The organism is Puia sp. (genome assembly GCF_035546395.1).
GTDB lineage: Bacteria > Bacteroidota > Bacteroidia > Chitinophagales > Chitinophagaceae > Puia.
Genome location: NZ_DASZXR010000014.1, coordinates 66,224 through 93,064, shown reverse-complemented (window position 1 = coordinate 93,064; position 26,841 = coordinate 66,224). Strand labels below are relative to the sequence as shown.

Here is a 26,841-nt window from a genome sequence, read left to right as displayed (position 1 = left end):
TCGGCATGAAGACAATAAAAACAGGGTTCACCACCTGGCAGAACCGGCACGAGACCTTCGTGGAGAAGATCAGGGACCTTTACACCCTCGGCAACGAAACCGGGCTCTCCCCTGTCGATACCTACAACGATACGACAAAGGGCCTTCAGGACCTTATCGCCCAGGCAATCGCGCAAAAGCTGCCGCTGCGTGCGCTTGGCGCGGGCTGGTCCTGGATGAAGATCGCCACCGCAGACAACGGCATTATGCTGGACACCAAACCGCTCAATGCGATGTTCGACATCTCCCCTTCCAGCGTCGACCCGGCCTATAAGGGCGACCCGGGCAAACTCTTCCTTGCCCAGTGCGGCAACGGCGTCTGGGAACTCAGCCGGTATCTCCGATCCCGGAACCTTTCGCTAAAGACTTCCGGCGCCAGCAACGGCCAGACCATCGCCGGGGTGATGGCGACCGGCGCGCATGGTTCGGCCTTCGATGTCGGCGCCGTACAGGAATTTGTGGTCGGTCTCCACGTCATCGTCAGCCCCACCCGGCATGTCTGGCTCGAACGGGCCTCCTACCCTGTCGTCTCGGCCGGCTTCATCCAAAAGATAAAGGCCGAACGGATACAGGACGACGATCTCTTCTACTCCGCCCTCGTCAGCTTTGGCAGCTTCGGCATCATCCACGGCGCGATGATCGAAACCGAACCGCTCTTCCTGCTGGAAAGCTATATGTCGCGCATGCCCTACGACGCGACCCTGCAACAGTTGATGCAGACCCTCGATTTCAGCAAGGCAAAGCTGCCCAACGGCAACGAACGGCCTTACCATTTCGCCGTCTCGCTCAACCCTTACGATATGGCCGGCGGCGCATATGTCACGACCATGTATAAACGCCCTTTCAAACCGGGCTACACTCCCCCCGTGACCAACCTCAACGGCATCGGTCCGGGCGACGATGCCCCCTGTTTCATCGGCGGGTTGACCCAGGTCGTACCGGCCCTGGTGCCCGCGCTGGTCAACAAGCTGCTGGCGGGCGCCCTGACTCCTTACTCCAAACAAACGGGCACGCTGAGCGAGACCTTTAACAACACCATGCTCCATGGGAAGCTGCTCAGCGCCGCCATCGGCATTCCCATTTCGTATGTGGGCCAGGCGGTCAGCCTGCTGATGGAGATCAACAAAACAGCCGGTCCCTTTGCGGGGCTCTTCGCCTGCCGGTTTGTAAAGAAGTCCATGGCAAAGCTGGCCTTTACGCATTTCGACTACACCTGCGTGCTGGAGCTGGACGCGGCTTTCTCGGATGCAACCTATGCTTTCTATACGGCTGCCTGGAAGAAATTCGAGGAAGCGAATATCCCTTTTACCTTCCATTGGGGGAAGATCAACGAGCTGAACATCGGCCGGCTGAAAAAGATGTATGGTGACAACCTGGCCAGCTGGATCGCCGCCCGCAACAAACTGCTGGATGCGGATTGCCGCCAGGTGTTTACCAACGCCACCCTCAAAGCCTGGGGATTGGTTTAAGAACGGATGCTATGCGCAAGCTGCTGCTTCAAACGATCCTGACCGGGCTCCTGGTGCAAACCGCCGGCGCCCAGACACCCGACAGCCTGATCCTCCGGCTGCGGACGATCAATGCCGCCGTAACGGGTCCCTCGCCTGCTCCCGGCAAGCACCTGCTGCTTTCCAACCGGGCGTTGAATCTCTTTCTTTCCGAAGCGGCCGGCTATTACCTGTCCTCCCCGGACGATCTTACCCTATACAAAAACTCCGTCGTTGCCAACGCCGTCGAAGGCACGGTCGCCATCTATCACAATATGAAGCAGCCCGCGGGCATCGATTCCTCCGTTCGCCGTTTCCTCAGCTTCGGCGCCCAGGTTAACGCCGGCGATGCCTTCAATGCCGCTGACGCGGGCCGGCGCTACAACAATCAATTCGGATTCCTGCTCAAACATACCTGGATCGGCAATCCCCATGTCACCGCCACACCCGGTCAGATCCGTACGATGGACGCCCTTCGGGCGGGTATCCTTCATTCACTGGAGGCGAAGATCCGCAGGAGGGCCGCGGAGCAAGAGACGGCACTCGACTCCATCGATCCCGTAAAGGATATCCCCGGTCAGGATCCGGCCAAGGCCAAAAGCATCGCCCGACGGCAATTGGATGCCAACCTGGAGCAGGAAATGGAACTCGAATACGCCCATGCGCAGGCGGAAACCCTGGCGCAAACGTTTAACTATACCGTAATGGCTTTCAACTGGACCAGCGTCAGCGTGTATATTCCCCTCATCACCGAGAACTTTGAAACCGCGGCTGCCGCCGGCGCCGATCCGACAACCCGTCACGCCTATCCCCTTCACCTGAATCTGACCCATACGCGTTTGTGGGAAGGGAGCCGTTTCGGCCGGCTCTTCGCTACCGTCGCGGGTGACCTCCAATGGAACAATTCCTGTGATGGCTATGCGCTTCTTAAGGCCGGCGATGGCTATATCGGGGACTACAGGAGTTTTCTGACGCCCGATCTGAAGGCACAGCTCATCTATCTTCCCACCAACTCCCATATCGGCGTCAGTTTCCTCGTAAAACAAGCCATCGGCGAGGTCCACGCGACCGATGCCATCCTCGGCTTCCCTATCGTGCTGATCAACAAAAAGGCGGAACCGGCCGTCAACTTCGAATTCCAGGTTCGGTTTTACGACCTGGGACATACGATCGGGCCCGGCACGGGATTCTCCGGTCACACGGCCGTCGGACTGACCGTCGGCGTGCCGTTTAGCAAGATCGCTTATTAAAAGTTCAGGGTTTTGCCACCCTGAGTAAGATGGGAAACCGCCCTTTTTTCACCCCTTCATCGCCCCAAAATTTTCTCAGTTCGGCGCTGACACCAGCTACGGGGTCCTCCCCGTTCGCCTTCCGATAATGTTTAACCGCACTCCAGGTGCCCAGATAGCCGATCAGGTGTTCGAAGTTCCATTCGACCTCGATGGCAAAGGCCGGCGCTACAATGTCTGCATAAGGAAAGGGGACGGTGCGATATTCTTCGTCGACATACCTACGTTCCCGGTCCCAATAAGGCCCGACCACGTCGCGGTAAAAATGATCCAGCACCGGATCGATTACGGAGGAAAGCCGGGGCAGATTGTACCCGATAATGGCCAGCACACCTCCCGGCCGGATCGTCCGGTTCACCTCGCGGTAAAATGCGTCGAAATCGAACCAATGGATCGCCTGCGCCACGGTGACCAGGTCGAAGGTCTCATCGGGGAACGAGGTCTTCTCCGCCGGCTGAACCGAATAGGCGACCCGCTCATGAGGGGCGGCGCTCGCCAGTTGAGCCGCACTGATATCTGTGGCCTCTACCCGGTCGAAGGATTGCGCGAGCACGACGGCCACCTGCCCATTACCCGTACCGCAGTCCCAGGCCCGCTCCCGCCGCGGGACCAGCGATAGCAAAAAGTCGAACATCGCAGCCGGATAGGTCGGCCGGTAGAGTGCGTATTGATCGGCTCCGGTGGAGAAATTATCTTTCATAAAAAGGGATCAGGCCCAAAGATAGCGCTTATTTTATCCGGTCTTTCTCCTCCCTCGCACGGTCGCTCCGGGTCCGCGATTGGGTCGTGGAACCAAAGGACCGGGAATACGTCAGCCGCAGCAGCGGAAACTTCCGGCTCTCGGGATCGTAGCTGAGGTAGTTGTGTGAATCGAACGCGTCCTTGCCGACGACACCGACATAGGTCTTGTAGTTCAGCGACCGGAAGACATCGGTGACGGTGAATTGCAGGGCGCCTTTTCCCAGGTCTTTCTTTACGCCAACATTCAGCTGGCCGGTGCCCAGGTTCTTATTGGTCGCCTCGTAATTTTTCCCTTCATACCATCCCGATACCTCGGCCGAAAGCTGCGGTGACAGCCGGAAATTCTCATGGAAATTGATCGAATACCCAAACCCCGTCTTTTCCACCGGCGTAGGGATAAAACCGATCCGGTATTGCCGCCATCCGCCGGTGAATCCATAGCTCATCGTCCACCAGTTGCCGATATGGAACGGCAGGTTGAGTTCGAGGTTGAGGTTATTCTGCCAGTCCAGGTTCACCGGCCGGATATAGACGAGGTTACTACCCGGCTCCGTCGTCAGGCCCCATCCGAAGATAGGATCGTCATCCCGCCCCGGCACCAGGGAAAAGGAATAACCTTTCCAGCTATAACCCGCTTTGAGATTGCTCGTTATCGTTGGCTTCAGAAAGGGGTTGACCGTGAACACCGCAAAGGGATCGCCATAGCCGATAAAAGAAGAAAGGTCCTTATACGATGGCCGGGTGATCCGCCGGGTGAAGGAGAGCTGCCACTGGCCATTCCCGCCCGACTTATGCGTCAACAGGAGATTGGGGAACAGCACGCCCAGCCGCCGGCGCGTGATCGGAACACCGGCGCCCGCATCATCCAGCCGGGTGTCGGAGTATTCATAGCGAAGCCCCAGGTCCAGGAAGCAGAAAGACTGTCGCCCGCGAGCCACACGATTTCTCCATGCCGGTCCGTAAAATTTCCCCGGACATCGCTCGGCCGGTTATTGGAATAATCCAGCCAGTCGGCCCCAACCACCAGCTTTTCCCCCTTCCCCCAATCCTTCTCCGCGGAAAGGGATGCGATGACACTCTCCCAATGACTACGGCCGTGAATGTTCCCATCGAGGAAAAGCGAGCTGTCCGGCGGGATAGTATAGATCCACCGGTTATGGGTAGTCGTTGTGGTCAGGCTGTTGTTGTAGCTCAGGCTCGCGCTTGTGGTCCATCCCCGTTTCAACCGGGTATCGACGCCAAGCAACGCATTGTGATTGTTGCTGATATAGGTCGTGGTGTCGTGGAAGACAAATCCGGTGCGACCACCCAATACCGGGTTGAGGGTCTGACCGTCGGCGTTGAATCCGCCGAACGTATGATCGTGCTGGAAAGACCAGAAGCCATACCAATCCGTCTTTCCATTATTGTGATCCAGGTTCACGCTGCCCCCGCCCTTTTCATAGTAGCCGTAGCCGCCATTCAGGGAGTAAGAGCCGGTCGTGCCCAACCGTTTGTTCTTTTTCAGGATGATGTTGATCACTCCTGCGCTTCCGGAGGCGTCATATTTGGCGCCCGGCGCCGTCAGCAGTTCGATCCGATCGATGTTATCGGCATTCAAATTATGGGATAAGATAAAGTTTTCCTAATCTTGTGGCCATGAGACTCCTTACCCCCTTACTCCTGCTCCTTTTCGGCTTTCTCCCTGCTACCCAGGCACAAACTGCCGCCAATGGCGCGGCTGCCCAGGTCCGCCAGTTGCTGAAGCCTGGACAATACCTTGTACATTATGTGCGGCCCGATCCCACAAAACAACTGACGTCCGATCAAAAAGCGCTCCTGGCCAAAGTGCAGAAGGCGCTCGCGGACAAAATGGGTTGGCTGTTCGATTCGACCGGCAAGGTGTCGGGCAATACCGCAGACATAACCGACAGCATACGGAAAAGAATGGGTTTGACGAAAGAAGAATGGAAGAGCTTCCAGGACATGGCCGACCCGGCCCAGCGAGGTTACCAGATATTTGGAGAGGACAAACTCGAGATCGTTGCCAATGGAGATAAGCTTTCCTTCAAAGGAACCGGCAATGCGGCGCACCTGAACTCCGTTCGATTCGATCTTGCCGGTAACCGGGTGTTATTTGGCGACAAACCAATGCCCTTTTTGCGGATGCATCACTCTAACGGTTCCGATAATGCATTTCATACCCCGGTAGTGACCTATGAATACGAGTTGGAGAATAGCTCGATGGCCGACAGCACGAATATGAACACCCTTCGAATGGAAAGATATGATTTTGGCGTGGCGCGTCTCCCCTTGGCCGGCAAGACGATCCTGATGTTTATGACGATGAATGTGCAAGGGGGCAGCATATCGGTCCAGCCGGGTATTGCGCTGGTGGCCATCCTGGAACAATAGCGCTATTTCACTGTCCTGTCGAATGCCGCCGTCAGCACCTGCCCGTTGCGCCGCACCTGGACCCAGATGCGGTAGTTCCCGGGTTGCGGGAATGTATAGGGAAAGCTGACCATATTCGTCATTTTCATGCTGCTGTCCGCCGGCGCGCCCGTTGCCGGCATCTTCATCTGCCGCATCAGCCAATCCTCCCGCTCGGCCGGCTTCATGTCCCGCAAGCGCGCAACCAGGTGGTCGATGCTGTCGCGGAACGCAACCGGCGGAGGAAGACGGTATTCATTGGCCGGCTGACCGATCCGCTCGACCAGTCCCTCCTGGGCAGCTAGCGAATAGGTGCCGACGGGATGCAGGTGGATATAGGTGCTTCCGTCATCCTTGATGATTGCCGCATGCGCCATCATCCCAAGGTAGGGCTCTAAAGCCGCCGGCGAGCCGTCCGCATTTTGCACCGCAAAGGAAAGGGTGTATAACTGGCCCGCTTCGAGATTCCCGGCCACGGCGCCTTCCGCCACCATCGTCGAACCGTCCTTCATCCGCACTCCCGCGCCCGGTTTGCCACAAACGATGGTTTCCTTATTGCTGGTCCTGCTGATGGAAGGGCCAGCAGCCGGCAGCGCAAAGGCATACGCATCATCCGGATCGGTACGATGCAGGCTATCGGCCAGGTCATGTGCAATGTCGAAGCTGTCTTTTAGCGTCTCGGCAAACCCCGAGAGATTGACGATATCGGCGAAGGCCAGGTAGTGTCCCTTCGGTAGCGGCGGCAGCACGGTCCGGAACGTCAGCGGATCGATCCGCAGGGGGTGCAGGTGGGCGAAGGCATCCATCGCCGGCACCCGCACCACGAAGAGATGCATCAGCTTGCCATGATCGGGGATGATATACGGGAGCCAGCCTTTTCGCTGCGCACCCGCCGTATCGATCCGGATCGAAAGGGTATTCACCCCGCTATCGCTTCGAAGCTGGTAGACCGCATGCATAGGCCGGTACATAAATTTCCGGTAACGCTCCGCCCAGTGCTGCCACCAGGCATTGCCGCCAAAAACGATCCCCGAAGAGAGGACCGCGGCGACAAGCATCGCCACCCGCCGGGCCCGGCGGCGGCCGGCAGGCACCGCTTCGCCGTTGGGTGTTATCCCATCGGCCACGCTCGACCCGATGATGGTCAGCATCAATACAAATAGCAGGATGCCCAATCCTGCAAGGATATAACCCGTTCCCGCCGGCAGCTTTTTTTGCGCCGTGGAAACGGCCACGATCGGCACCACCAGCTCACCGCTCCCCAGACTTCCGCTGACATGGAGCAGGATGCTGGAGCTGCCGTCGTTCATCAACCAGACGATGCCCTTGTATTGACCCGGCTGCCCCGCCACCGCGGCCAGGAGGTCGGGTGAAGGCGCTCCATTGCGCCCCGAATAGAAAAAGATCGGCTGCGCCGAAACGGTCGCCGCTCCACCGTTCTGGAGGAACACCATGACCTGCGCCGTACCGGGAATGACTTCCGGCGGCTTAACGCTGACGAGTAACCGATAAGCACCGGCGGTTCCTTCCATCGACACTTCGGGATTGCCGACGTGAGCAAACGAAAGGGTTTCCGTCATCGCCAGGAATACCAGCAACCAAATACATTTCTTCATGCGTGAGAATTAGCGTTGAATGTTTTGCATCCACCGGCCCCAGCGAAGGCTAAGCCTGGCGCATACCATGCCCAGGACCACCGCGATGGCGAGCGCCTGCAGCAGCGCCGGCCAGGGGGAGATATCCTCCGGCCTGAATTTATACCTCCATGGGGCGTTCGGGGAAAGCCCGAAATAGTAGGTATTGGCCGTAAAGAACCAGTTTCGGGCATACGGCGATTCCTGCAGGAAGCCGCTGAGCGGATACTGCACGGCCGCCAATAGCGTCACGAAGGCCAGGCTGAGCCATAGGGATTTGACCCAGGCTCCGCTCCCGTTGCGTTGCAGGATAAGATCCATTGCCATCGCCGGGATGATCACCAGCGCAGGGAAATTGGCGGGCTGGAAATGCGTGAGATGGGTGAGGATCGGTCCCAATTTCGGTTCCGCGGGGAACAGCTGCAGGATCCAGTTGGAAAAGGCCACCAGCAGGAAGTAGCCGCCGGTCACGGCCGTCATCCCCCACTTCATCCGCAGCGCCTTGCCGAAGGCCGGCAGCAGCAGGAGGCTGGCGGCGGCCGCGACGATATAGAACAGTCCGCCACGCATGGCCCGGACATGCAGATAGTCGGTAAACAACGTATACACCATGGTCAGCAGGCTGAGCGCACTGACCACAAAAAGGAACTGTAACAGCGCCGGGTTCCCATCCTCGCGGTTCAAATACTTACAAATGCTCACGCAGGCACCCAACTGTAAGCAGATCATCCCCATCGCCAGCAGGGTATGCGGCGGCGAAAGGATCGTCACGTCGAGTCCATACGCATTATGCCACCAGTCGTCGAAAGGCGCCGAGGTCAGCATGGCGATAGCGCCCCAAATGCAGAACAGGCTTCCCAGTGGGCTGTAAAAGATACCCCAGATCCGGATATTTGCCGCCTTGGCCGCTTCCCGCCGGAAAATGGAATTATACAGCACCTGGACACCGGAGAAAAGCCCGGCGAAAATGGCGCCCAGGTAAACCAGGATATGCGGTGGGGAAAGAAACTTGTCACGGCCGATGCTTCGGTGCCAGGAGATATCCCATAAAATACCCACGATGGTCAAGAGCGACGCCAGCGACACGGCGTAGATCGACAGCGGGATCGGCGCCCGGCCGGCCGCCGCCCGGGGCCCGGTCGCCGCGGTGGAACTGGTCAAAGGAGAAGGAATGGTTATGGACATAACCAAATATAAGAAAAAAGAGCCGCCCCGGAGAGGCGGCGATTGTCTGATTATGCCGCCGGAGGCGGCTTGTCCGAAGGACAATCATTAGCCTTTTGCTGAAAAATGCCCTATCTTTTCTAAGAGGGCATTTTCAGCAATATTTAGGGGGTAAAAAGAGGCTTAACTATTCAGAACTGTCGATTGGCTCAGGTACTTTTTCGAAGGAAAGTAGATGAACCAGCAGCTGCCGTTCTTCACCACGGGGATGATCTGGCCGGTCATCTCCGTCGGGATGGCCGGGCAACCGAAGGTCGTACCCATTACACCATACTTCTTCAGAATCCGCTGGCTCACATAACCCGCCCCGTGGATCACGATCGCGCGCTTCAGCGCGTTGTCGTTGAAACCGGGATCGACACCGGAGATCCGCAGGGAGTACCCATTGATGCCGGTATAGGTGCCGGTCGTCACATAGAATCCAAGACTGCTTTTGCAGGATTCCATCCGGTTCGAGAACGAGCTGGCATATTCTTCACCGGAGTTGATCCCATGCGCGACAAACGTGCGGTACAGCATCCGGCGGTTCTTTACATCGATGACATACAGCCGCTGGTTGCTTGAAGACTGGCTGAAGTCACAGATCGACAGGATATTCGTCTTACGCAACAGACCCTTCTTCTTCAATTTATAATAACCGGTCCAGGCATATTGGAAGGCTTTGCGGCTCAGTCCGGAGTCCTGCAGGTCCATCTCATCGTAAATGCTGGTGGCTGTTGCGACGATCATTCGCATCTCGGCGCGCCTGGCCGCGGCGGCCTCGTTGCGGGCCTTCTTCGCGTTCCATGCGGTCGTCGTGCGTCCAACAATACCTGCGTGTACCCGGGTGATGCTAAGGGTTAACAGGATCATGGCCAGGAAAAGCCATGCTGCGGGGGTTGAAGTACACTTTTTCATAACGACGGATTTGAGTTATAGGGTTATGTCAAAGAACCCAACCCGCATACCAGAAAATAACCGCTTGTTTCTCAATTCAGTACGCCTGTGCCAATTTCAGGACAAATCCCAACGCGGGAACGAAAGTGTAATTTTTGGAAAATTCCGAACAAGGGACCCCGGGGTCCGGCGCGGCCCCAAACGGTCCAGGTGGTCCGGCGCGGTCCTGTGGAAATTCCTTCCCATCCGCCGGCCGCGGACAGTGGCATACAATTTTACCCTGTACCGGAATGAAGGCCTTTTTTTTACGCGTGTATGATATCTATAGGTTTGCGCTCCGTTTTTTCCAGGAGGCCTTCATCCCGCCCTATGAATTCAAGGCCATCTGGGACCAGTTCTTCGAGGTCGGCATCCGTTCCCTTTCGATCATTACCCTGACCGGGTTTATCACCGGGCTCGTCTTTACCAAACAATCCCGCTCTTCGCTGGCCGAGTTCGGCGCCACCTCCTGGCTGCCTTCGCTCATGGCCATCGCCATCATCCGGGCGCTGGCGCCGCTGGTGACGGCGCTGATCATCGCCGGTAAAGTAGGTTCCAACATCGGTGCGGAGCTGGGTTCGATGAAGGTGACCGAACAGGTGGATGCCATGGAAGTGTCCTCCACCAACCCATTCAAGTTCCTGGTGGTGAGCCGGATCATCGCTACGACCTGCGTCGTACCCGTCCTGGCCTCCTATATGGGATTGGTCGGGATGCTGGGGGCTTATCTGAATGTCCATACCAATGAACAAACCGGCTTTTCTCTTTTTTTCCAGTCGGCCTTCGTGCGTATCCGCTTCCTGGACATCTATGTGCTCGTGTTCAAGTCGGCCGTCTATGGATTTACGATCGGGCTCGCAGGTTGCTACAACGGTTACAATGCCGACCAGGGTACGGTGGGCGTCGGCCGGGCCGCCAATACTTCCGTAGTCGTGTCCATGTTCCTGATCTTCATCGAAGAGATGATCATCGTGCAATTAGTTAACAGTTATCTCAAATGACCGACACCATACATAAAGAACCCGTCATCCGCCTGCGCAATATCCGCAAGCGCTTTGGTTCGCTCGAGGTCCTCAAGGGCGTCGACCTGGACGTATACAAAGGCGAAAATCTCGTTGTGCTGGGCCGTAGCGGAAGCGGCAAGTCGGTGCTGATCAAGATCATCGCGGGGATGCTCACCCCCGATACCGGTTCGGTCACCGTGCTGGGTGAGGACATCCGGTCCCTCCGTCCCCGGGATTTGCAGGCCTTGCGTACGCGAATCGGGTTCTCTTTCCAGAGCAGCGCGCTGTATGACGGAATGAATGTGCGCGCCAACCTGGAATTTCCACTTGTCCGCAATAAGCGGCACCTCGGCCGTAAGGAGATCGACGCGGCCGTCGCCAGGGTGCTGGAGGATGTGGGGCTCTCACAAACCATCGACCAGATGCCCTCGCAGCTCTCCGGCGGCCAGAAGAAGCGGATCGGAATCGCCCGCACCCTGATCCTGCAGCCGGAGATCATGCTCTATGACGAACCCACCGCGGGCCTGGACCCGGTGACCAGCGCAAACATCAACGAGCTCATCAACGAGGTGCAGGAGCAGTACAATACCAGCTCGGTGATCATTACGCATGATCTCACCTGCGCAAAGGCAACCGGTGACCGGGTCGTAATGCTGTCAGAGGGCTGTTTCCTCCGGCAGGGCAGCTTCGAAGAAGTGTTTGCCGGCGATGACGCGAGGGTAAAGGACTTTTATAACTATAACTTCATCTCAACCCCATGAACGAGATCAATACCACCAAGAGAATGGCCGTGGGTATTTTTATCACCCTGGGCATCCTGATCCTGGTCGCCGCAGTGTTCACCATCGGCGGGCAGCACAAGGCATTCGTGAAGAGCGTTCGGGTCCATATCCTCTTCGACGACGTGCAGGGTCTGCAGCCCGGCAACAATGTCTGGCTCTCGGGCATGAAAGTGGGCACCGTCAAATCGATCAACTTTTATCACAACAGCCAGGTGGCAGTGACGCTCAGCATCGAGAAGAAGGCTGCGCCGCACATCGCCGGCGACGCCCGCGCCCGGGTCAGCACCGACGGCCTCGTTGGCAATAAGATCGTCGTCATCAGCGGCGGTACAGACGGTGCACGACCGATCGCCGACAACGACAGCCTGCAAAGCGTGCACCTGCCCGGGACCCAGGAGATGTTCGCCACCCTGCAGGCCAGCAACGCCAATCTGCTCGAGATCACGGGCAACCTGAAGACCATCAGCCGGCGGCTCAGCGAGGGACGGGGCACCATCGGAAAACTGATCAACGATCCCGCCATTGCCGATCATCTCAAGATCTCCATCGAGCACCTGCGCGCGGCCGCCGCCAACAGCGAACGACTTATTGCCAATCTCGAGGAATTTTCCACCCGGTTAAAACAACCGGATGGTCTGGCCAGCCGGCTCGCCACCGACACCACGGTGTTCAACCGGATAAAGGGTGCGGCAACCCGGCTCAATGAGGCCGCGAACCAGGCCGGCGAATTCACTTCCTCGTTAAAGCAGGCCGGTGAAGGCCTTAACGACAAGAATGCTCCCGTCGGCATTCTTCTCCATGACGAAGATGCCGGCGCCGATCTCCAGCGCACTTTGAAGAATGTGCGCATCAGCAGTAAGGAACTGAGTGATGATCTCGAAGCCCTCCAGCATAATTTCCTGCTGCGTGGCTTCTTTCGCAAAAAAGAAAAGGAAGAAAAGAAAAAGCCATGAAGCGATTGCTACAACCGGTCGGCGCCTGGTATGATCCCGCCGTTACGGATTTCATTGTTTGGGCCCCCCTGGCCGAAAGCGTCCAACTTTTCCATGCGAACGCCCGTCACGCGATGCGGCGGGCCGGTGAGTACTGGAAGATATCCCTGCAGGTTAGTATCAACGACCGATATGGCTTTTGCATCGATAACGGCGACGTGCTCCCCGACCCGGCGAGTCTCAGCCAGCCGGATGGAGTGCATGGGCTGTCGGCCGTCGTCGACCGCCGCCGCTTCACCGAAACCGTCGCCGGTTGGCAAGGTATACCGCTCAGCAATGCCGTCATCTACGAGCTCCATACCGGCGCCTTCTGCCCCACCCACGACTTCGACGGCATTATCCAACGGCTGGAATATTTCCAGCAGTTGGGCGTCAACGTTCTTGAAATCATGCCCCTGGCGCAATGCCCCGGCGATCGCAACTGGGGTTATGACGGCGTTTTCCCGTTCGCCATCCAGCATTCCTACGGCGGCATCGGCGGTTTTCACCGGCTGGTAGAGGCGGCACATCGCAAGGGCATCGCCGTGATCGTCGACGTCGTCTACAATCACTTGGGTCCCGAAGGCAATCGCCTGCCTCATTTTGGTCCTTATTTCACCGAACGGTATAAGACCCCCTGGGGCTCCGCGATCAACTTCGACGGTCCCTATTCAGACGGCGTCCGCAATTACTTTTTGAGCAACGCCTGTCTCTGGCTCGAAGAACTCCACGCCGACGGTCTCCGGCTCGACGCGGTGCATGCCATTCTGGACACCAGCGCCGTTCCCTTTGTTCTGCAGCTCAAGGAGCTGGCGACAGACATCGGGATGCTCACCGGCCGCCCGAAACTCGTCATTGCGGAAATGGACCTCAACGATCCCCGGTTCATCAACCCGCCTTCAAAAGGAGGGTATGGCCTCGATGCGCAATGGAACGACGAGTTCCACCACGCGCTACGCGCCCTGATGACCGGGGAGACCCGGTCTTACTATTCCGATTTCGGCTCGATCGCTCAGCTGGAAAAGGCGTTTCGCAATACGTATGTGTACGATGGGGTCTACTCGCCTCACCGGAAACGGACCTTTGGTGGCCGCGCCGATCACATTCCGTATGATCAATTTGTCGTCTTCGCCCAGAACCATGACCAGGTCGGCAACCGGGCCAGGGGGGAACGCCTGGGCGCCTGGCTGAACTTCCAGCAGTTGAAGCTGGCCGCGGCGACCGTCCTGCTGTCGCCCTATGTCCCGTTGTTGTTCATGGGGGAAGAATATGGCGAGACCCATCCCTTTCAATATTTCGCATCCTTCAATGATCCGGCGCTGATCCAATCCATCCGCGAGGGAAGGGCCGCGGAATTCGCGGACTTTAGCGACGGCTCTCCCCTCGCCGATCCACAAGCCGGGTCAACCTTCCTCGAAAGCCAATTGGCGTGGTGGCAGGCGGTGGAGGAGCCAGGCGCCACGCTGCTTCGCTATTACAAGCATCTCATCCGTTTCCGGCAGACCCGGCCCGCACTCCAGGGACGGACACGCGATACGATGATCGTCCACCCTGCCCTTCGTCAGACCCTTGCCATCGAGCGGAAGATATTGAACGATCATATCTTCATCTGGTTCCATTATGGCGACTCAGCCGTCACGCATGAGAATATCACCTGGCAACATCTGACAAAGATCTTCGACTCGGCCGACGAATGCTGGAATGGGCCCGGATCTACCGCAGCCATCGATCTGCCCTCAGGCGCATCGATCCACATTGCTCCACAGTCGGTGGTCATCTATGAAAAGAAAAGAAACTGAATCGTCACCATGTTTATTCCCAATAGTACCTATCGCGTCCAGCTCAATGACAAGTTTACCCTTCGTGATCTCGAGGTGATACTACCCTACCTGCACCGGCTCGGCATAGATGCCGTCTATGCCTCACCCCTTACCACCGCTTCCAAAGGCAGTCAGCACGGTTATGATGTCACCAACCCGCTCGTGTTGAGTCCGGAGATCGGGACGGAAGAGGACTGGCAGCGACTGGCGACATCCCTCAGGAGCTTTGGAATGAGGTGGATACAGGATATCGTCCCCAACCACATGGCCTATTCGACGAGCAATCCCTGGATGTATGAGGTGCTGCAACGCGGGCGCGACAGCGTTTTCTTCGGCTGGTTCGATATCGACAATGACCCGCCGGCCAAACCGCTGGGCGAACGGCTCATGATGCCCATCCTCGGCAGCCCCCTCGACGAATGCCTGCAAAAACGGGAGTTGAGCCTGCAGGCGACGCCTCAAGGCTTTGCTATCCGCTATTTCGACACCGAGCTACCCGTCAATCCCGACCTTGCAGACTGGATCGACAAATCCGGCGGGCCCGAAACCATCAACGCCCAACCCGGCCTTCTCGGCCAATTGCTGCACCGGCTTCCATATATCCTAACCCACTACCGGCTTGCCGACGAACATATCAACTACCGGCGCTTCTTCACCGTCAACAGCCTGATCGGCCTCTGTATGGAGAAAGAGGCGGTATTCGACGGCTGGCATGCCTCTCTCCGGCACTGGATGGAGCAAGGCCGGATCGACGGCCTGCGTGTCGATCACATCGACGGCCTTGCCGATCCCAAAGCTTACCTCACGCGACTGCGGCAGGTGTTCGGCGAAGAATGTTATATCGTCGTCGAAAAGATCCTGCATCGCGACGAACCGCTGCGCGGAGACTGGCCCGTGCAGGGAACAACAGGCTATGAGGCATTGGCGGATATCAACCAACTGCTGACCGATGCGGCCGGAAGCCGGCAGCTGCTGGCCTTTTACAGGGAGAAGGTGATCGATATCCCTTCTTATGAAGGGTTGGTATACCAGCGAAAACACAACTATCTCCGGCGGAAGATGGGCGGCGAATGGGAGAATCTCTTCAACCGGCTGGTTGCCCTGCCGCAGGCCGGCGGGAAAGACCCCGACCGCTTAAAAGAGGCCCTCGGGGTCTGGATGGCCTCCTTTCCGACCTACCGTGCTTATCCCGATGCCGAAGGCGTCGGCGCAACCGACAGCGGGATGTTCTCGAAAGCCCTTGACCGGGCCCGGCAATCCGAGCCCGAACTCGCGGCCGGGCTGGATCTTCTCGCCCTGCTTGGCGAGCAGGAACAGGCACTGCCCTTCCTCCGGCGACTGATGCAGTTCACCGGTCCTCTCGCTGCCAAGGGCATCGAAGACACCGTCTTCTACGTCTACAACCCCTATATTTCGCATTGCGAGGTGGGCGACAGCCCTGCTCTTGCAGGCATCCCGCCGGAAGAATTCCACCGAAGGATGCAAGTGCGACGATCCAAGCAACCGCATTCCCTCAATGCTACGACCACTCATGACACCAAACGCGGCGAAGACGCCCGCATCCGGCTGAATTATCTCAGTGCGATCCCAGGGGAATGGATAGGCGCCGTGACCCAATGGCAACAATTGAATCAACCCGCCCCATCGCCCAACGACGAATACCTGATCTACCAGGCCCTGCTGGGCGCCTGGCCCGAAGACGGCAGGATCACCAACAGCTTTCGGGAACGATTCGCCACCTACCTTACAAAGGCCCTCCGGGAAGCGGATACCGAAACGCACTACACGGACGTCAACGAAGCCTATGAAGGACAATGCCAGGCCTTCGTCAAAGCGATCCTGCAAACAGGCTCGCCCTTCCTTGCATCCTTCGCCCCCTTTGCCCAAAGCGTTATCCGCCGCAGCTCCGTCTATTGCCTCTCCCAGCTGCTGCTGAAGGTAACGATGCCGGGTATCCCCGATATCTACCAGGGCGCGGAGCTATGGGAGACCAGTCTCGTCGATCCCGACAACCGCCGACCCGTGGATTATGCGCTTCGCATCTCCCTGCTGGACGAGCTGCAAAAAGCCGAAGTGGGCGGTCATCCACCGCCAAAGGGGACGGAAAAGATCTTCACGCTCTATCGCAGCCTCGCCGTCCGCAACCGCCTGCCAAAAGTATTTTCCGAAGGGGACTATCTGCCGCTCAAAACCGAAGGACCCCTGCTCGCCTTTATCCGTCATCAGGATGAGGATTGGGTGTTGGTCGCCGTGCCGCTTATCCGAAAAGACAGCCCCGATGCGGTATCGCTCACGCTGCCCCCGGAGGCTCCGCAACAATGGACCCATGCCTTCACCGGCGAAAAGCTAACCGCCATCGAAAACAAACTGGCATGGCCGCCAGGCCAAAAGCCCCTTATCCTCGCAACCGCACGATGACGTATATTTACCGCAAATCATTCCCATGCCCGTGCTCGTCCTCGTCCGTCATGGCCAAAGCACCTATAACCTCCAGAACCTGTTCACCGGCGAGACCGATGTTCCCCTCACGCCCCAGGGCCGTGAAGAGGCAAAGGCCGCCGGCGAAAAACTAAAAGACACTCCCTTCGACCACGGCTTCACCTCCGTGCTTCAACGAGCGATCGAGACAATGTCGCTGCTGCTGGAAGCCGCCCACCAGCCGGACCTACCGGTGACCCGCGACCGCGCCCTCAATGAGCGCAACTATGGCAACTTACAGGGGCTCAACAAGGCGGATATCGCGAAGAAATACGGCGAAGAGCAGGTCGCCATCTGGCGAAGAAGCTATACGGTGCGGCCCCCCGGCGGCGAAAGCCTGGAAGACACATACAAACGCGTGATTCCCTACTATGAGGGCCATATCCTCCCGCTGCTGCAAAAGGGAGAGAATATCCTCGTCGTCGCCCATGGCAACAGCCTGCGGGCATTGATGATGTACCTGGAAAAGATCAGTGAAGACGACATCGCGCACGTCGACCTGGCCACCGGCGTACCCCGGTTTTATCATCTATAGTACTTTTGTTCTATTGCGGGACGAATAACCGGGGAGTAGATTTGGTGAAACAACCAACACATGCCCTCCCCCAACCGCTGGCATATCCTTTTCGTGTGCTTTGGAGTCGCCGTCTATTCCCTGTTCGGCTGCTCGAAGAATTCCGATAACAACAATAATAACAAGCACGATTCCGACACCCTGCCCAAAAAAAAGGTGTACGATAGCGCCGTTTTCTACGTATCCTTCCTGATGAATGTTTACAAAAGCAGTGATGTTTTCAATGACACCTTCTCCGATGATGCCAGCATGAAGATCTATATTGTCAACGGCGTGGTAACGGTACCGCATGACAGCATCCTGAACTTTCCACCGGTCGTCTTTCCGGCATCGGGAAGTTCGGGTGGCTGGTCGGCTACCTGGATCCCGGATAATATCGGGGAGATCAACATCACCGCAGCCAACGGTCTGGTAATTCCGGGCGATACTACCGTCGCGATCAGCCTCACGCAAACGGGGGCCGTCACTCCCAACTGGAATCTCTGCTTTGGCAATTCCTGTTCGCCAACCGGCAACCAACCTTCTGTCGGATGGCCGCTGGCCTTTACCTTCAATCCGAAAAAACAAAGCCAGGATGCGTTCAAGCTTGAACAGCCCGGCAGTTACTGGGACATCTGGGTCTATAAAGATTATTAAGTAGATCAGGACTCCACCAACACCACGAACCCGCCCCATACCGGCGAATGGGCGTAAAGCTGTTTTATGATCCCCGGCCCATGGAGAGCATACCAGGGAAGGATATTTTCAACGCGCTCCTGCAGGTTGCCTCCCGGGAACAAAGCTTCCTTTACCTGGTGGATCTGCCGTTGCTGGTCGCCGAACTTCCGTTTCTCGGCTTTCAACAACTTTTTCTCCAGCAGCCGGATCGGCTCGATGGCTTTCACCTGCAAAGCCGCCACATGCTCTTCCAGCGTAGGGTCCACCGGCCGGGCAAGCGCCTTCAGGCTCTCATAATATTGGTTGGCTACGGCGATCTCTTCTTCCAGGCTAAGCGTCTGGGTGGAGTCCCGCTTGACCAGCTCCGTCATCAGGTCCTGCTCATCCCGGAAAAGATCTTCGACGCCAAATCCGGCGCGCTCCATCTTCTCCATCCATTGTTTTTCCACCAGCTGGAAACTGCTTCGCAAGACGAGGACCGGAAAGGGGGTCCGGTAGTGATCGAACAGCCCTTTCAGCTCGAGCCAGTAGGCTGTTTCCCCGCCGCCGCCGATAAAGGCAAGATTGGGCAATATCGTCTCCTGGAACAGACCGCGCAGGATCACATTCGGACTGAAGCGCTCGGGGAACCGGTGCAGTTCCTCGCGTATCCCGGCTTCCGTAAAGGCCAGCGCGGAGCCATGAACCTTGTAGTCGTCGCCCACCTTTTCAATTCTTCCACGAAGGTCATCCTTTAAATAAAAAAGATTGATATTCCTGGGATTCGCCTGTATATCATAGCTTTTACTCAACCGGTCGATGCTTTCGCCGACAATGCGCGAGGGCTCCTGCCGGAAGAGATCGTCCTCGAAGACGGCGATCATCTGTTTTTTGAAAGCGGCTTTGTCCGCGATGAGGACGAGGAGGCCCCACTCTGCGAACAACCGGTGCACCATCTTGAACGTCGCCGTCTGGATATCGGGGCTTTCGAGATAGGCCTCTTTCAGGAGCGCCATCAGCTGCCGGCCATAGGGCTGTACCGAAAGCTCTCCATCGATACGGTGATAGAGCTTGTCCAGTCCTTTGGTGCTCATGCGGCCCACGGCGCCGGATTGTTTGGTCTCCCAGACCAGGTGCTCGCCGCCGAGGGCGATCTGTCCCAGCTCTTCGAGGTCGGCATCCTCGCTGCCCATATAGAACACCGGCACGAAGTGATGCTCCGGATACTGCTCCGCCATCCATTCGGCCAGGCGGATGGTGTGCAGGATCTTGTATACAAAGTAAAGATGACCCGTAAAGATGGCCGGCTGATGCGCCGTACAAAGCGTGAAGGTATTGGGCCGGGCGAGGCTTGCAATGTTCTCCCTGACCTTCGGGGCATCCCCAAAGGCATCGGCGATCCCCGCATATTGCTCCTCCAGCTGGCTCACAAGCGTGGCCCGGTCCACGGGCTTCCCGGCCTTACGCGCCTCCAGGGCCGATCGCAGGCCTTCCGCATTGGCGGGATAGGAATAGAAAGGAGATAAATTTTCAGCCTCATCCAGGTAGTCCGTAATAAGACGGGAGAAATAGCCGGTCTGGCGGTAGGTGAGATTCGTCGATTTCCACTCCATAAGACAGCGAATTTATCACCTCCCGCCGACAAACGAAAATCGACCGGGGTAATTTATTCGAATGGAACCTACAACAGACCAACGGTCACTTTGTTCAAAGCTAACCTATTACTTAGTGAGGCTCAGGCTACAAGACCTGAAACCCATAGGCATAGGGATCGTCTTCGGGGTCGATGCTGATGGTATTATAGCCATAGATCTTCGCCCAGCCCTCGATGCTCGGCACGATCGCCGGTTTTCCGGCTACCGTCACCGCCTTTTCGACCCGGCCTGTAAAGCTCGATCCGATGATGCTCTCGTGGATGAACACATCCCCCTCCTTTAGCTTTCCCTTGGCGAACCATTGGGCCATCCGGGCCGAAGTGCCGGTGCCGCAGGGGCTCCGGTCGATGGCCTTATCCCCATAGAAAACCGCGTTCCGGGCCGTGGCCTTCGGATCGATGGTCTTCCCGGTCCAGAGGATATGCGTGCAGCTATGGATGGTGGGGTTCTCGGGATGGACGAACTCGTGCTGTTCGTTGATCCGCTTGCGCATTACCCGGCTCCAACTGATCAGCTGGTCGGCCGAATAGTCTTCCAACCCCTTAAAGTTCTCCTGGGGATCGACGATGGCATAGAAGTTCCCGCCATAGGAGACGTCGACTTTCAATGGGCCCAGGTCAGGGCATTCCACCGTGATATTCTCCGCGGCCAGGTAGGCCGGCACATTGGTCAGCTTGACGCTCTTCACCTTCTTACCCTCCTGCTTGTACTCGATGAGCACGAGTCCCGCCGGAGCCTCCATCCGGACCTTTCCCAGCGTCTTTGGCTGGATCAGCCCTTCTTCGAGGGCGATGGTGATGGTGCCGATGGTTCCGTGACCGCACATCGGCAGACAGCCGCTGGTCTCGATGAACAGCACGGCCACGTCGTTTTGCGGATCGTGCGGCGGATAGAGGATGCTGCCGCTCATCATATCATGACCCCGCGGCTCGAACATCAGACCCTTGCGGATCCAGTCGTATTCCTTCAGGAAATGCTGACGTTTCTCGCTCATGTTCGCCCCGTTCAGCAGGGGACCGCCGCCGGCCACCAGTCTCACGGGATTGCCGCAGGTATGCGCATCGACGCAAAAAAAGTTCTTCTTCATTTAATTAAATTCGGTCTCGGGTCAATTGATTGTTTACCATCCGCCAGATCCCGAGGGGATTGGCGTCTTTCAAAGCGTCCGGCAACAACGCATCGGACCAGCTCTGGTAGGCCAGGGGCCGTACCCAGCGTTTGATGCCGTCGGCGCCTACCGATGTGAACCGGCTATCGGTCGTAGCGGGGAAAGGCCCGCCATGCTGCATCGAAAGGCTGACACGCACCCCTGTGGGGACGCCGTTGAGGATCAACCGGCCGCAGATATCCTGGGCGGCTTCCACCAGCGCAGGGTGCTTCTTCAGATCCTCGTCGGTCGCCATCAGCGAGGTGGTCAGTTGTCCTTCGAGATGCCGGGCGGCCTTTACCAGCTCGTCCCCGTCGGCGCAACGGATGACCAGCGAATAAGGTCCGAATACTTCCTGGTGCAGCAAAGGATTTTTGAAAAAGGCTTCCGCCTTCGCGGAAGCGATCGTCGGCACGCCCTGGTTGGCCGCAGGGGCGGTCGCCGCCACGGCCACGGTCTCCACGGAGGACTGGCTCAGCGCCGCCTGGCGCTTTTCCCCATAGGCCCTGGCGATGCCCGGATGGAGCATCGTCCCCGGCGCCGACTTTTCGATCGCGTCGCCGAGCTCTTTTATGAATATATTCAATTCTTCTCCCTCGATACCCAGGATCAGGCCGGGATTGGTACAGAACTGCCCCGTGCCCAGCGTAACGGAACCCGCGAGTTGTCCCGCCAGCTCCTTCGCCGATGCCTTGAGCTTCCCCGGCAACAGGAACACCGGGTTGATGCTACCCATCTCCGCAAACACCGGGATTGGCTCTTTACGCTGGTTGGCCCAGTCGAAGAGGGCCTTGCCGCCGCCATAAGAACCCGTAAATCCTACCGCGCGGGTATACGGATGCGTTACCAGGGTCTTGCCGATCTCGTTGCTGACGCCATGTACATGGGCGAAGACGCCGGCCGGCAATCCCGCTGCCGCAACGGCCCGCCGGATGCCTTCCGCCACGAGCTCCGAGGTGGCGGCATGCGCGGGATGCGCCTTGACGATCACCGGGCAGCCGGCAGCAAGCGCAGAGGCCGTATCGCCTCCGGCGGTGGAATAGGCAAAGGGAAAATTGCTGGCGCCAAAGACCACCACGGGACCCAGGGCTACCTGCAACTTCCGGACATCGGGATCCCCTTTTTCCGGCACTGCGGTATCGATCCGCGCTTCCAGCCAGTGACCGGCCTCACAGGCCTCGGCATAGCTTGTCAGTTGGAATTGGGTCCGCGCACGTTCGTTCTTCAGCCGGGCCTCGGGCAGGTTCGTCTCGCGCATCGCCGTCCGGATCAGCTCGTCACCACCTGCTTCCAGCTCCCGGGCGATGGCCCGCATCAGGTCGGCGCGTTGTTTTAGAGTCGTATTGCGAAATACAGGGAAGGCTTCCCGGGCAGCCTGCATCATCTGGTCGATCTCGGCAGGCGAATGATCTTGATAAGGCATGGGATAATATTTTATAGTGACCGGGCCTCTGGCCCACTAAGCATATTCGGTCAGCACGGGACGGCTGGCGACACCCTGGCGGATCACCTCCAGCACCGCTTCCCGTTCCTTACCGATCAGCTGCAAACGCGGTGCCCGCACATACTCCGTACCCAGGCCTACCTCCGCCTCTGCCAGCTTGATATACTGCACCAGCTTGGGATGGAGATCGAGCTCGAGCAGCGGCAGGAACCAGCGGTGGATCTCCAGCGCCTCTTCGATCCTGCCGGCTTTCACCAGCTTGAAGATGGCCACCGTTTCCGCCGGGAACGCGCCAACCAGTCCGCCGACCCAACCACAGGCGCCCATCAGCAGCTCCTCCATCGCGATCGTGTCGACCCCGCAAAGGATCTTGATGCGATCGCCAAAGCGATTGATCAGCCGCGTGACATTCGACACATCGCGCGTCGACTCCTTCACGGCTTCGATATTGGCCAGCTCGACAAGTTCTTCGAACATGTCCAGCGTCACTTCTATCTTGTAGTCGACCGGGTTGTTATAGATCATCACCGGCAGCGGCGTAGCGCCTGCCACCGTCTTGAAAAAGGTCACGGTCTCGCGGTGATCGCTCTTGTAACGCATCGGCGGCAGTACCATCAACCCGCTCGCGCCCCACTGCCCGGCTTGTTTTGCCTGGTCGACCGCTTCGCGGGTGCTGCCCTCGGCAATGTTCAACAGCACCGGGATCCGGCCGGCGCTCTTCTCTACTGTAAATTTGATCAGCGTCTCCTTCTCTTCCAGCGTCAGCGTGCTGGCTTCACCAAGGCTTCCGCCGATGATGACCCCGTTGACACCGGCTTCGATCTGGGCTTCGAGGTTGCGTTCGAACATAGGAAGGTCCAAGGTATCCCGGGAGGTGAACTTCGTCGTAAGGGCCGGATATACGCCATTCCAGTTTATTCTCATGTGATCCTGATTTTTGAGCAATATTAGCGGTTTAGCCGCTTGAACAGGGCGCGTCGATTGACGGGTTCTTTGCAGATTTTAACTTGCACTCACCACCTCCCCTTCGAGGTCGTAATCATAGGCCTTCGTGATCCGCACGTTTACGAACTCACCGATCGGCAGCTTCTCCTCGCTCTGAACGATCACCTCGTTGTCCACCTCCACCGAATCGAACTCCGTCCGGCCCAGGTAACGCCCGGCCTCTTTTTTATCGATCAGGGTCCGAAACACCCGTCCCACCTTCTCCTGGTTCTTCTCATAGGAGATCTCCTGTTGTACTTCCATCACCTCCTGCGCCCGCTGCTGCTTCATCTCCGCAGGGACGTCATCGGCCAGCCCATAGGCCGAAGTGCCTTCCTCGTGGGAATAAGAGAAAATGCCTACGCGGTCGAACCGGTGCTCCTGCAGGAATCCCTTCAGCTCCTCCACGTCCGCCTCCGTCTCGCCGGGGAAACCCGCGATAAGGGTCGTCCGAAGGCAGATACCGGGCACCCGTTGGCGGATGGTATGGATCAGTTCGGTCATCTCTGCCCGTGTGATCTGCCGGCGCATCGCCTTTAGCATATTGTCGCTGGCATGCTGCAGGGGCATGTCAAGGTAATTACAGATGTTCGGTCGCTCGCGCATCACGTCCAAAATTTCCAGGGGGAATTTGGAAGGGTACGCATAGTGAAGCCGGATCCACTCCAGGCCCTTTACATCAGCCAGCCGGTGCAGCAGCTCCGGCAGCATCCGTTGTTTGTAAAGGTCCAGGCCATAATAGGTCAATTCCTGTGCGATCAGCATGATCTCCTTCACGCCGCGGCGGACCAGCCCTTCGGCTTCTTTCACGAGGTCTTCGATGGACCGGCTCACATGCCCACCCCGCATCAGCGGGATGGCGCAGAACGCACAGGTGCGGTTACAGCCTTCCGATATCTTCAGGTAGGCATAATGTTGGGGTGTCGCCAACAGCCGCTCCCCGATTAATTCCGCCTTATAATCGGCTTCGAATTTCTTCAGCATCAGCGGCAGCTCCATGGTTCCGAACCAGGCGTCCACCTCGGGGATCTCCTTTTCGAGGTCCTCACGATAGCGTTGGCTCAGACAGCCAGTGACATAGACCTTGTCCAGCCTGCCCTTCTTCTTCAGCGCCACCTGGTCGAGGATCGTGTTGACGGACTCTTCCTTCGCCTTATCGATGAACCCACAGGTGTTGACGACGACGATATTGTGATCCTTCTTCGTGCTCTCGTGCACCACGTCGATGGCATTGGCCTTCAGCTGTCCGCTGAGGACCTCGCTGTCGACCATGTTCTTGCTGCAGCCAAGCGTGATGATATTGACCTTATCGCGCTGTAATGTTCTCGTCTTCATAAAGGCTGCAAATTTACAAACTATTGATCATCTTTTATATATGAACTTCCAAAACGATCAATATGGCATGGTTTTTTATATATTTGTGCCATCATTTAACGCACAACAACTATGAGAAAAACCCTATTCGTTCTTTCGATCGTTTCCTTTTGTTTTTCAACCCGTTCGTTCGCACAGGCCGAAGGCAGCAGCTATGAGACCGCTATAGGGGTCAAGTTCTGGCCGGGCGCATTGAGCGTCAAGCATTTCGTGTCTGACGACCGGGCTTTGGAAGGTCTGCTTAATTTCTGGGACAACGGCTTCCGGCTAACGGGTCTCTACGAGATCCATGGCGATATCAACGGCGCACCCGGTCTGAAATGGTATGTCGGCCCCGGAGCGCATCTCGGGTGGTATAACGGAGCCGTCTATCACGATCACTACTACAACAGCGGAGCCCTCTCCATCGGTGTGGACGGAGTACTGGGCCTCGAATACAAATTCGATGGCGCCCCGATCGCCATCAGCGCTGACATCAACCCGTACATCGAGTTCAACCATCCCTACTTCGATGTCTTCGGCGGACTCGGAGTCAAATACACATTCTAAAAAAAGGGCCACGCTAGCGTGGCCCTTCTAAATTAAATAAGCTGTCGACGAACTCATGTTTGTCGAAGACAAGCAGGTCCTCCATCTTTTCCCCCACTCCAATAAATTTCACCGGTATCTTGAACTGATTGGCGATCGCCAGCACGACGCCGCCCTTGGCCGTGCCGTCGAGTTTCGTTATCGCCAGCGCCGTCACATCGGTAGCCGCCGTGAACTGCCGCGCCTGCTCCAACGCGTTCTGTCCCGTCGATCCATCCAGCACCAGCAACACCTCGTGCGGCGCGTCCGGCATGACCTTCTTGATCACCCGGTTGATCTTGCTCAGCTCTTCCATCAGGTAGGCCTTGTTGTGCAGGCGGCCGGCCGTATCGATGATGACGACGTCCGCATTCCGTGCGATCCCGCTCTGCACGGTGTCAAAAGCGACCGCGCCCGGATCGGCCCCCATCCCTTGCTTGACGATAGGAACCCCTACCCGTTCGCTCCAGATGGTCAGCTGATCGACGGCAGCGGCCCGAAAGGTGTCCGCCGCTCCTAGCAACACCGATTTGCCGGCCTTTTTGAAATTATAGGCCAGCTTGCCGATCGTCGTGGTCTTGCCGACCCCGTTGACCCCCACCACCAGGATGACATAAGGCGTCTTGCCGGCAGGCGTGCTGAAATCCCGGTAGCTCTGCTCGCCGGCATCCACCAGGATGTTCTCGATCTCTTGTTGAAGTATGCCGTTTAATTCGCTGGTATTGATATATTTATCTTTCGCTACTCGCTTCTCTATCTGTTTGATGATCTGCACGGTGGTATCGATGCCGACGTCCGCGCTGACCAGCGCATCTTCCAGGTTGTCCAGCACTTCTTCGTCTACGGTGCTCTTGCCGGCGACGGCTTTCGTCAACCGGGTCAGGAAGCCCTCCTTGGTCTTTTGCAACCCCTGGTTCAGGCTTTCCTTTTCCTTTTTTCCAAAAAGCTTATCGAATAGTCCCATAATGCAACATATGCAAAAAGCTGTCTCGCAGAGACAGCTTTTCAGATTATCTTACTAAAACCCTATGAATTATTTTTGAGCCAGGTACTCCTTGATCTTCTCCTTGTGCACGATGGCTTCCTTGAAGGTATAGGCGCCGGTCTTGGGGCTGCGAACAGCCTTGATCACCTTCGTCCAGTTCTTGGCTTCCGCGGCAGCCTTGGCATCCTTGGTTTTAATAGCGGTTTTTGCTGCTTTTGCCATGATTATTTGATTTCTTTATGAACGGTTACTTTCTTCAAAATGGGATTGTACTTCTTCAGCTCCAGACGCTCCGGAGTGTTCTTTTTGTTCTTGGTAGTGATATACCGGCTGGTTCCCGGCTTTCCGCTGGTCTTATGCTCCGTGCATTCCAGTATCACCTGAACCCTGCTGCCTTTCTTTGCCATGATCGGTTAAAATAATAAGTTTAAAAAATGGTTAGATCTTTTCGCCGTTAGCTCTCAATTCCTTAACGACGCTATACAGACCATTCTTGTTGATCGTCCGAAGACCTTCAGAGGAGACCTTCAGCGTGATCCACTTATCTTCTTCGGCGAGGAAGAACCTTTTGGTCTGCAAATTGGGCAGGAACCTCCGCTTGGTCTTGATGTTGGAGTGCGACACCTTGTTCCCGGTGACCGGCACCTTACCCGTTATCTGACAAACTCTAGCCATGACT

At 57.2% G+C, this 26,841-nt stretch carries 26 protein-coding genes; 11 read left to right on the top strand and 15 right to left on the bottom strand.

The window, feature by feature from the left end:
- Window positions 1-5 precede the first annotated feature (5 nt).
- Both VHE34_RS13055 and VHE34_RS13050 read left to right on the top strand, forming a co-directional pair.
- A complete protein-coding gene (locus tag VHE34_RS13055; protein WP_325588544.1) occupies window positions 6-1,508 on the top strand; it encodes an FAD-binding protein in 1,503 nt (500 codons plus the stop codon).
- Window positions 1,509-1,519: 11 nt separating this feature from the next.
- The gene (locus VHE34_RS13050; RefSeq protein WP_325588542.1) at window positions 1,520-2,776 is read left to right on the top strand and encodes a hypothetical protein; all 1,257 of its coding nucleotides are present in this window, start codon (window positions 1,520-1,522) and stop codon (window positions 2,774-2,776) included.
- A 4-nt stretch (window positions 2,777-2,780) separates the two neighbouring features.
- On the opposite strand, the gene VHE34_RS13045 is transcribed toward VHE34_RS13050, so the two are convergent.
- From VHE34_RS13045 to VHE34_RS13035, 3 genes are read right to left on the bottom strand one after another with little or no spacing between them, the layout of a single operon-like run.
- A complete protein-coding gene (locus VHE34_RS13045; protein WP_325588540.1) occupies window positions 2,781-3,515 on the bottom strand; it encodes a class I SAM-dependent methyltransferase in 735 nt (244 codons plus the stop codon).
- A gap of 28 nt (window positions 3,516-3,543) precedes the next feature.
- Window positions 3,544-4,425, bottom strand: coding sequence for an outer membrane beta-barrel family protein (locus VHE34_RS13040; RefSeq protein ID WP_325590229.1), 882 nt, complete (start codon window positions 4,423-4,425; stop codon window positions 3,544-3,546).
- A complete protein-coding gene (locus tag VHE34_RS13035) occupies window positions 4,353-5,156 on the bottom strand; it encodes a hypothetical protein (RefSeq protein ID WP_325588538.1) in 804 nt (267 codons plus the stop codon). Before VHE34_RS13035 ends, VHE34_RS13040 begins: the two co-directional genes overlap by 73 nt.
- A 38-nt stretch (window positions 5,157-5,194) precedes the next feature.
- Between VHE34_RS13035 and VHE34_RS13030 the strand changes: the two genes are divergently transcribed.
- Window positions 5,195-5,950: a hypothetical protein gene (locus tag VHE34_RS13030; protein ID WP_325588536.1), complete on the top strand. Its 756-nt coding sequence runs from the start codon at window positions 5,195-5,197 to the stop codon at window positions 5,948-5,950.
- A 2-nt stretch (window positions 5,951-5,952) separates the two neighbouring features.
- Here the strand turns inward: VHE34_RS13030 and VHE34_RS13025 are convergent, their stop codons facing one another.
- The 3 genes from VHE34_RS13025 to VHE34_RS13015 form a co-directional block, all read right to left on the bottom strand.
- Window positions 5,953-7,584 (bottom strand): hypothetical protein, encoded by a 1,632-nt coding sequence (locus VHE34_RS13025; RefSeq protein WP_325588534.1) that lies wholly within the window; start codon window positions 7,582-7,584, stop codon window positions 5,953-5,955.
- 9 nt (window positions 7,585-7,593) lie between these two features.
- Window positions 7,594-8,787 (bottom strand): hypothetical protein, encoded by a 1,194-nt coding sequence (locus VHE34_RS13020; protein ID WP_325588532.1) that lies wholly within the window; start codon window positions 8,785-8,787, stop codon window positions 7,594-7,596.
- A gap of 162 nt (window positions 8,788-8,949) precedes the next feature.
- The gene (locus VHE34_RS13015; RefSeq protein WP_325588530.1) at window positions 8,950-9,723 is read right to left on the bottom strand and encodes a murein L,D-transpeptidase catalytic domain family protein; all 774 of its coding nucleotides are present in this window, start codon (window positions 9,721-9,723) and stop codon (window positions 8,950-8,952) included.
- 269 nt (window positions 9,724-9,992) lie between these two features.
- Between VHE34_RS13015 and VHE34_RS13010 the strand changes: the two genes are divergently transcribed.
- The 7 genes from VHE34_RS13010 to VHE34_RS12980 are packed head-to-tail and all read left to right on the top strand — an operon-like array spanning window position 9,993 to window position 18,006.
- Window positions 9,993-10,742, top strand: coding sequence for an ABC transporter permease (locus tag VHE34_RS13010; RefSeq protein WP_325588528.1), 750 nt, complete (start codon window positions 9,993-9,995; stop codon window positions 10,740-10,742).
- On the top strand, window positions 10,739-11,506 hold the full coding sequence (locus VHE34_RS13005; protein ID WP_325588526.1) for an ABC transporter ATP-binding protein: 768 nt from the start codon (window positions 10,739-10,741) through the stop codon (window positions 11,504-11,506). Before VHE34_RS13010 ends, VHE34_RS13005 begins: the two co-directional genes overlap by 4 nt.
- Window positions 11,503-12,480 carry an MlaD family protein gene (locus VHE34_RS13000; RefSeq protein ID WP_325588524.1) on the top strand — a complete coding sequence of 326 codons (978 nt, stop codon included), beginning with the start codon at window positions 11,503-11,505 and terminating at the stop codon, window positions 12,478-12,480. The genes VHE34_RS13005 and VHE34_RS13000 overlap by 4 nt, the downstream gene beginning before the upstream one ends.
- Window positions 12,477-14,297, top strand: a complete 1,821-nt coding sequence (gene treZ, locus VHE34_RS12995; protein WP_325588522.1) for a malto-oligosyltrehalose trehalohydrolase — start codon at window positions 12,477-12,479, stop codon at window positions 14,295-14,297. The genes VHE34_RS13000 and treZ overlap by 4 nt, the downstream gene beginning before the upstream one ends.
- A gap of 9 nt (window positions 14,298-14,306) precedes the next feature.
- A complete protein-coding gene (gene treY / locus VHE34_RS12990; RefSeq protein WP_325588521.1) occupies window positions 14,307-16,736 on the top strand; it encodes a malto-oligosyltrehalose synthase in 2,430 nt (809 codons plus the stop codon).
- A 25-nt stretch (window positions 16,737-16,761) separates the two neighbouring features.
- A complete protein-coding gene (locus VHE34_RS12985) occupies window positions 16,762-17,331 on the top strand; it encodes a 2,3-bisphosphoglycerate-dependent phosphoglycerate mutase (RefSeq protein WP_325588519.1) in 570 nt (189 codons plus the stop codon).
- Window positions 17,332-17,391: 60 nt separating this feature from the next.
- Complete coding sequence (locus tag VHE34_RS12980; protein WP_325588517.1) at window positions 17,392-18,006, top strand: hypothetical protein; 615 nt, start codon at window positions 17,392-17,394, stop codon at window positions 18,004-18,006.
- 5 nt (window positions 18,007-18,011) lie between these two features.
- Here the strand turns inward: VHE34_RS12980 and bshC are convergent, their stop codons facing one another.
- The 5 genes from bshC to rimO form a co-directional block, all read right to left on the bottom strand.
- The gene (bshC, locus tag VHE34_RS12975; protein ID WP_325588515.1) at window positions 18,012-19,619 is read right to left on the bottom strand and encodes a bacillithiol biosynthesis cysteine-adding enzyme BshC; all 1,608 of its coding nucleotides are present in this window, start codon (window positions 19,617-19,619) and stop codon (window positions 18,012-18,014) included.
- A gap of 127 nt (window positions 19,620-19,746) precedes the next feature.
- The gene (locus VHE34_RS12970) at window positions 19,747-20,748 is read right to left on the bottom strand and encodes a 4-hydroxyproline epimerase (protein ID WP_325588513.1); all 1,002 of its coding nucleotides are present in this window, start codon (window positions 20,746-20,748) and stop codon (window positions 19,747-19,749) included.
- Window positions 20,749-20,752: 4 nt separating this feature from the next.
- Window positions 20,753-22,231 carry an aldehyde dehydrogenase (NADP(+)) gene (locus VHE34_RS12965; protein ID WP_325588511.1) on the bottom strand — a complete coding sequence of 493 codons (1,479 nt, stop codon included), beginning with the start codon at window positions 22,229-22,231 and terminating at the stop codon, window positions 20,753-20,755.
- Between the two features lie 36 nt (window positions 22,232-22,267).
- Complete coding sequence (locus VHE34_RS12960; protein ID WP_325588509.1) at window positions 22,268-23,176, bottom strand: dihydrodipicolinate synthase family protein; 909 nt, start codon at window positions 23,174-23,176, stop codon at window positions 22,268-22,270.
- Between the two features lie 78 nt (window positions 23,177-23,254).
- Window positions 23,255-24,571 carry a 30S ribosomal protein S12 methylthiotransferase RimO gene (rimO, locus tag VHE34_RS12955; RefSeq protein WP_325588507.1) on the bottom strand — a complete coding sequence of 439 codons (1,317 nt, stop codon included), beginning with the start codon at window positions 24,569-24,571 and terminating at the stop codon, window positions 23,255-23,257.
- Between the two features lie 111 nt (window positions 24,572-24,682).
- Here rimO and VHE34_RS12950 point away from each other — a divergent pair, with 111 nt between their 5' ends.
- Window positions 24,683-25,159 carry a hypothetical protein gene (locus VHE34_RS12950; protein WP_325588505.1) on the top strand — a complete coding sequence of 159 codons (477 nt, stop codon included), beginning with the start codon at window positions 24,683-24,685 and terminating at the stop codon, window positions 25,157-25,159.
- Between the two features lie 13 nt (window positions 25,160-25,172).
- Here the strand turns inward: VHE34_RS12950 and ftsY are convergent, their stop codons facing one another.
- The 4 genes from ftsY to rpmB all read right to left on the bottom strand — a co-directional run bounded on the left by ftsY (window position 25,173) and on the right by rpmB (window position 26,837).
- Entirely contained in the window at window positions 25,173-26,141 is a 969-nt protein-coding gene (ftsY, locus tag VHE34_RS12945; RefSeq protein ID WP_325588503.1) for a signal recognition particle-docking protein FtsY, read from the bottom strand.
- Window positions 26,142-26,210: 69 nt separating this feature from the next.
- On the bottom strand, window positions 26,211-26,384 hold the full coding sequence (locus VHE34_RS12940; protein WP_188927787.1) for a DUF4295 family protein: 174 nt from the start codon (window positions 26,382-26,384) through the stop codon (window positions 26,211-26,213).
- Window positions 26,385-26,386: 2 nt separating this feature from the next.
- Window positions 26,387-26,569, bottom strand: a complete 183-nt coding sequence (gene rpmG, locus VHE34_RS12935) for a 50S ribosomal protein L33 (RefSeq protein ID WP_325588496.1) — start codon at window positions 26,567-26,569, stop codon at window positions 26,387-26,389.
- A 31-nt stretch (window positions 26,570-26,600) separates the two neighbouring features.
- The gene (gene rpmB / locus VHE34_RS12930) at window positions 26,601-26,837 is read right to left on the bottom strand and encodes a 50S ribosomal protein L28 (protein ID WP_325588494.1); all 237 of its coding nucleotides are present in this window, start codon (window positions 26,835-26,837) and stop codon (window positions 26,601-26,603) included.
- Window positions 26,838-26,841: the final 4 nt, after the last annotated feature.

What these genes read in the sequence shown, in the direction of transcription:
- VHE34_RS13055 (WP_325588544.1), top strand. Translation starts at nt 6, where the DNA reads ATGAAGACAATAAAAACAGGGTTCACCACCTGGCAGAACCGGCACGAG.
- VHE34_RS13050 (WP_325588542.1), top strand. Translation starts at nt 1,520, where the DNA reads ATGCGCAAGCTGCTGCTTCAAACGATCCTGACCGGGCTCCTGGTGCAA.
- VHE34_RS13045 (WP_325588540.1), bottom strand. Translation starts at nt 3,515, where the DNA reads ATGAAAGATAATTTCTCCACCGGAGCCGATCAATACGCACTCTACCGG.
- VHE34_RS13030 (WP_325588536.1), top strand. Translation starts at nt 5,195, where the DNA reads ATGAGACTCCTTACCCCCTTACTCCTGCTCCTTTTCGGCTTTCTCCCT.
- VHE34_RS13025 (WP_325588534.1), bottom strand. Translation starts at nt 7,584, where the DNA reads ATGAAGAAATGTATTTGGTTGCTGGTATTCCTGGCGATGACGGAAACC.
- VHE34_RS13020 (WP_325588532.1), bottom strand. Translation starts at nt 8,787, where the DNA reads ATGTCCATAACCATTCCTTCTCCTTTGACCAGTTCCACCGCGGCGACC.
- VHE34_RS13015 (WP_325588530.1), bottom strand. Translation starts at nt 9,723, where the DNA reads ATGAAAAAGTGTACTTCAACCCCCGCAGCATGGCTTTTCCTGGCCATG.
- VHE34_RS13010 (WP_325588528.1), top strand. Translation starts at nt 9,993, where the DNA reads ATGAAGGCCTTTTTTTTACGCGTGTATGATATCTATAGGTTTGCGCTC.
- VHE34_RS13005 (WP_325588526.1), top strand. Translation starts at nt 10,739, where the DNA reads ATGACCGACACCATACATAAAGAACCCGTCATCCGCCTGCGCAATATC.
- VHE34_RS13000 (WP_325588524.1), top strand. Translation starts at nt 11,503, where the DNA reads ATGAACGAGATCAATACCACCAAGAGAATGGCCGTGGGTATTTTTATC.
- treZ (WP_325588522.1), top strand. Translation starts at nt 12,477, where the DNA reads ATGAAGCGATTGCTACAACCGGTCGGCGCCTGGTATGATCCCGCCGTT.
- treY (WP_325588521.1), top strand. Translation starts at nt 14,307, where the DNA reads ATGTTTATTCCCAATAGTACCTATCGCGTCCAGCTCAATGACAAGTTT.
- VHE34_RS12985 (WP_325588519.1), top strand. Translation starts at nt 16,762, where the DNA reads ATGCCCGTGCTCGTCCTCGTCCGTCATGGCCAAAGCACCTATAACCTC.
- VHE34_RS12980 (WP_325588517.1), top strand. Translation starts at nt 17,392, where the DNA reads ATGCCCTCCCCCAACCGCTGGCATATCCTTTTCGTGTGCTTTGGAGTC.
- bshC (WP_325588515.1), bottom strand. Translation starts at nt 19,619, where the DNA reads ATGGAGTGGAAATCGACGAATCTCACCTACCGCCAGACCGGCTATTTC.
- VHE34_RS12970 (WP_325588513.1), bottom strand. Translation starts at nt 20,748, where the DNA reads ATGAAGAAGAACTTTTTTTGCGTCGATGCGCATACCTGCGGCAATCCC.
- VHE34_RS12965 (WP_325588511.1), bottom strand. Translation starts at nt 22,231, where the DNA reads ATGCCTTATCAAGATCATTCGCCTGCCGAGATCGACCAGATGATGCAG.
- VHE34_RS12960 (WP_325588509.1), bottom strand. Translation starts at nt 23,176, where the DNA reads ATGAGAATAAACTGGAATGGCGTATATCCGGCCCTTACGACGAAGTTC.
- rimO (WP_325588507.1), bottom strand. Translation starts at nt 24,571, where the DNA reads ATGAAGACGAGAACATTACAGCGCGATAAGGTCAATATCATCACGCTT.
- VHE34_RS12950 (WP_325588505.1), top strand. Translation starts at nt 24,683, where the DNA reads ATGAGAAAAACCCTATTCGTTCTTTCGATCGTTTCCTTTTGTTTTTCA.
- ftsY (WP_325588503.1), bottom strand. Translation starts at nt 26,141, where the DNA reads ATGGGACTATTCGATAAGCTTTTTGGAAAAAAGGAAAAGGAAAGCCTG.
- VHE34_RS12940 (WP_188927787.1), bottom strand. Translation starts at nt 26,384, where the DNA reads ATGGCAAAAGCAGCAAAAACCGCTATTAAAACCAAGGATGCCAAGGCT.
- rpmG (WP_325588496.1), bottom strand. Translation starts at nt 26,569, where the DNA reads ATGGCAAAGAAAGGCAGCAGGGTTCAGGTGATACTGGAATGCACGGAG.
- rpmB (WP_325588494.1), bottom strand. Translation starts at nt 26,837, where the DNA reads ATGGCTAGAGTTTGTCAGATAACGGGTAAGGTGCCGGTCACCGGGAAC.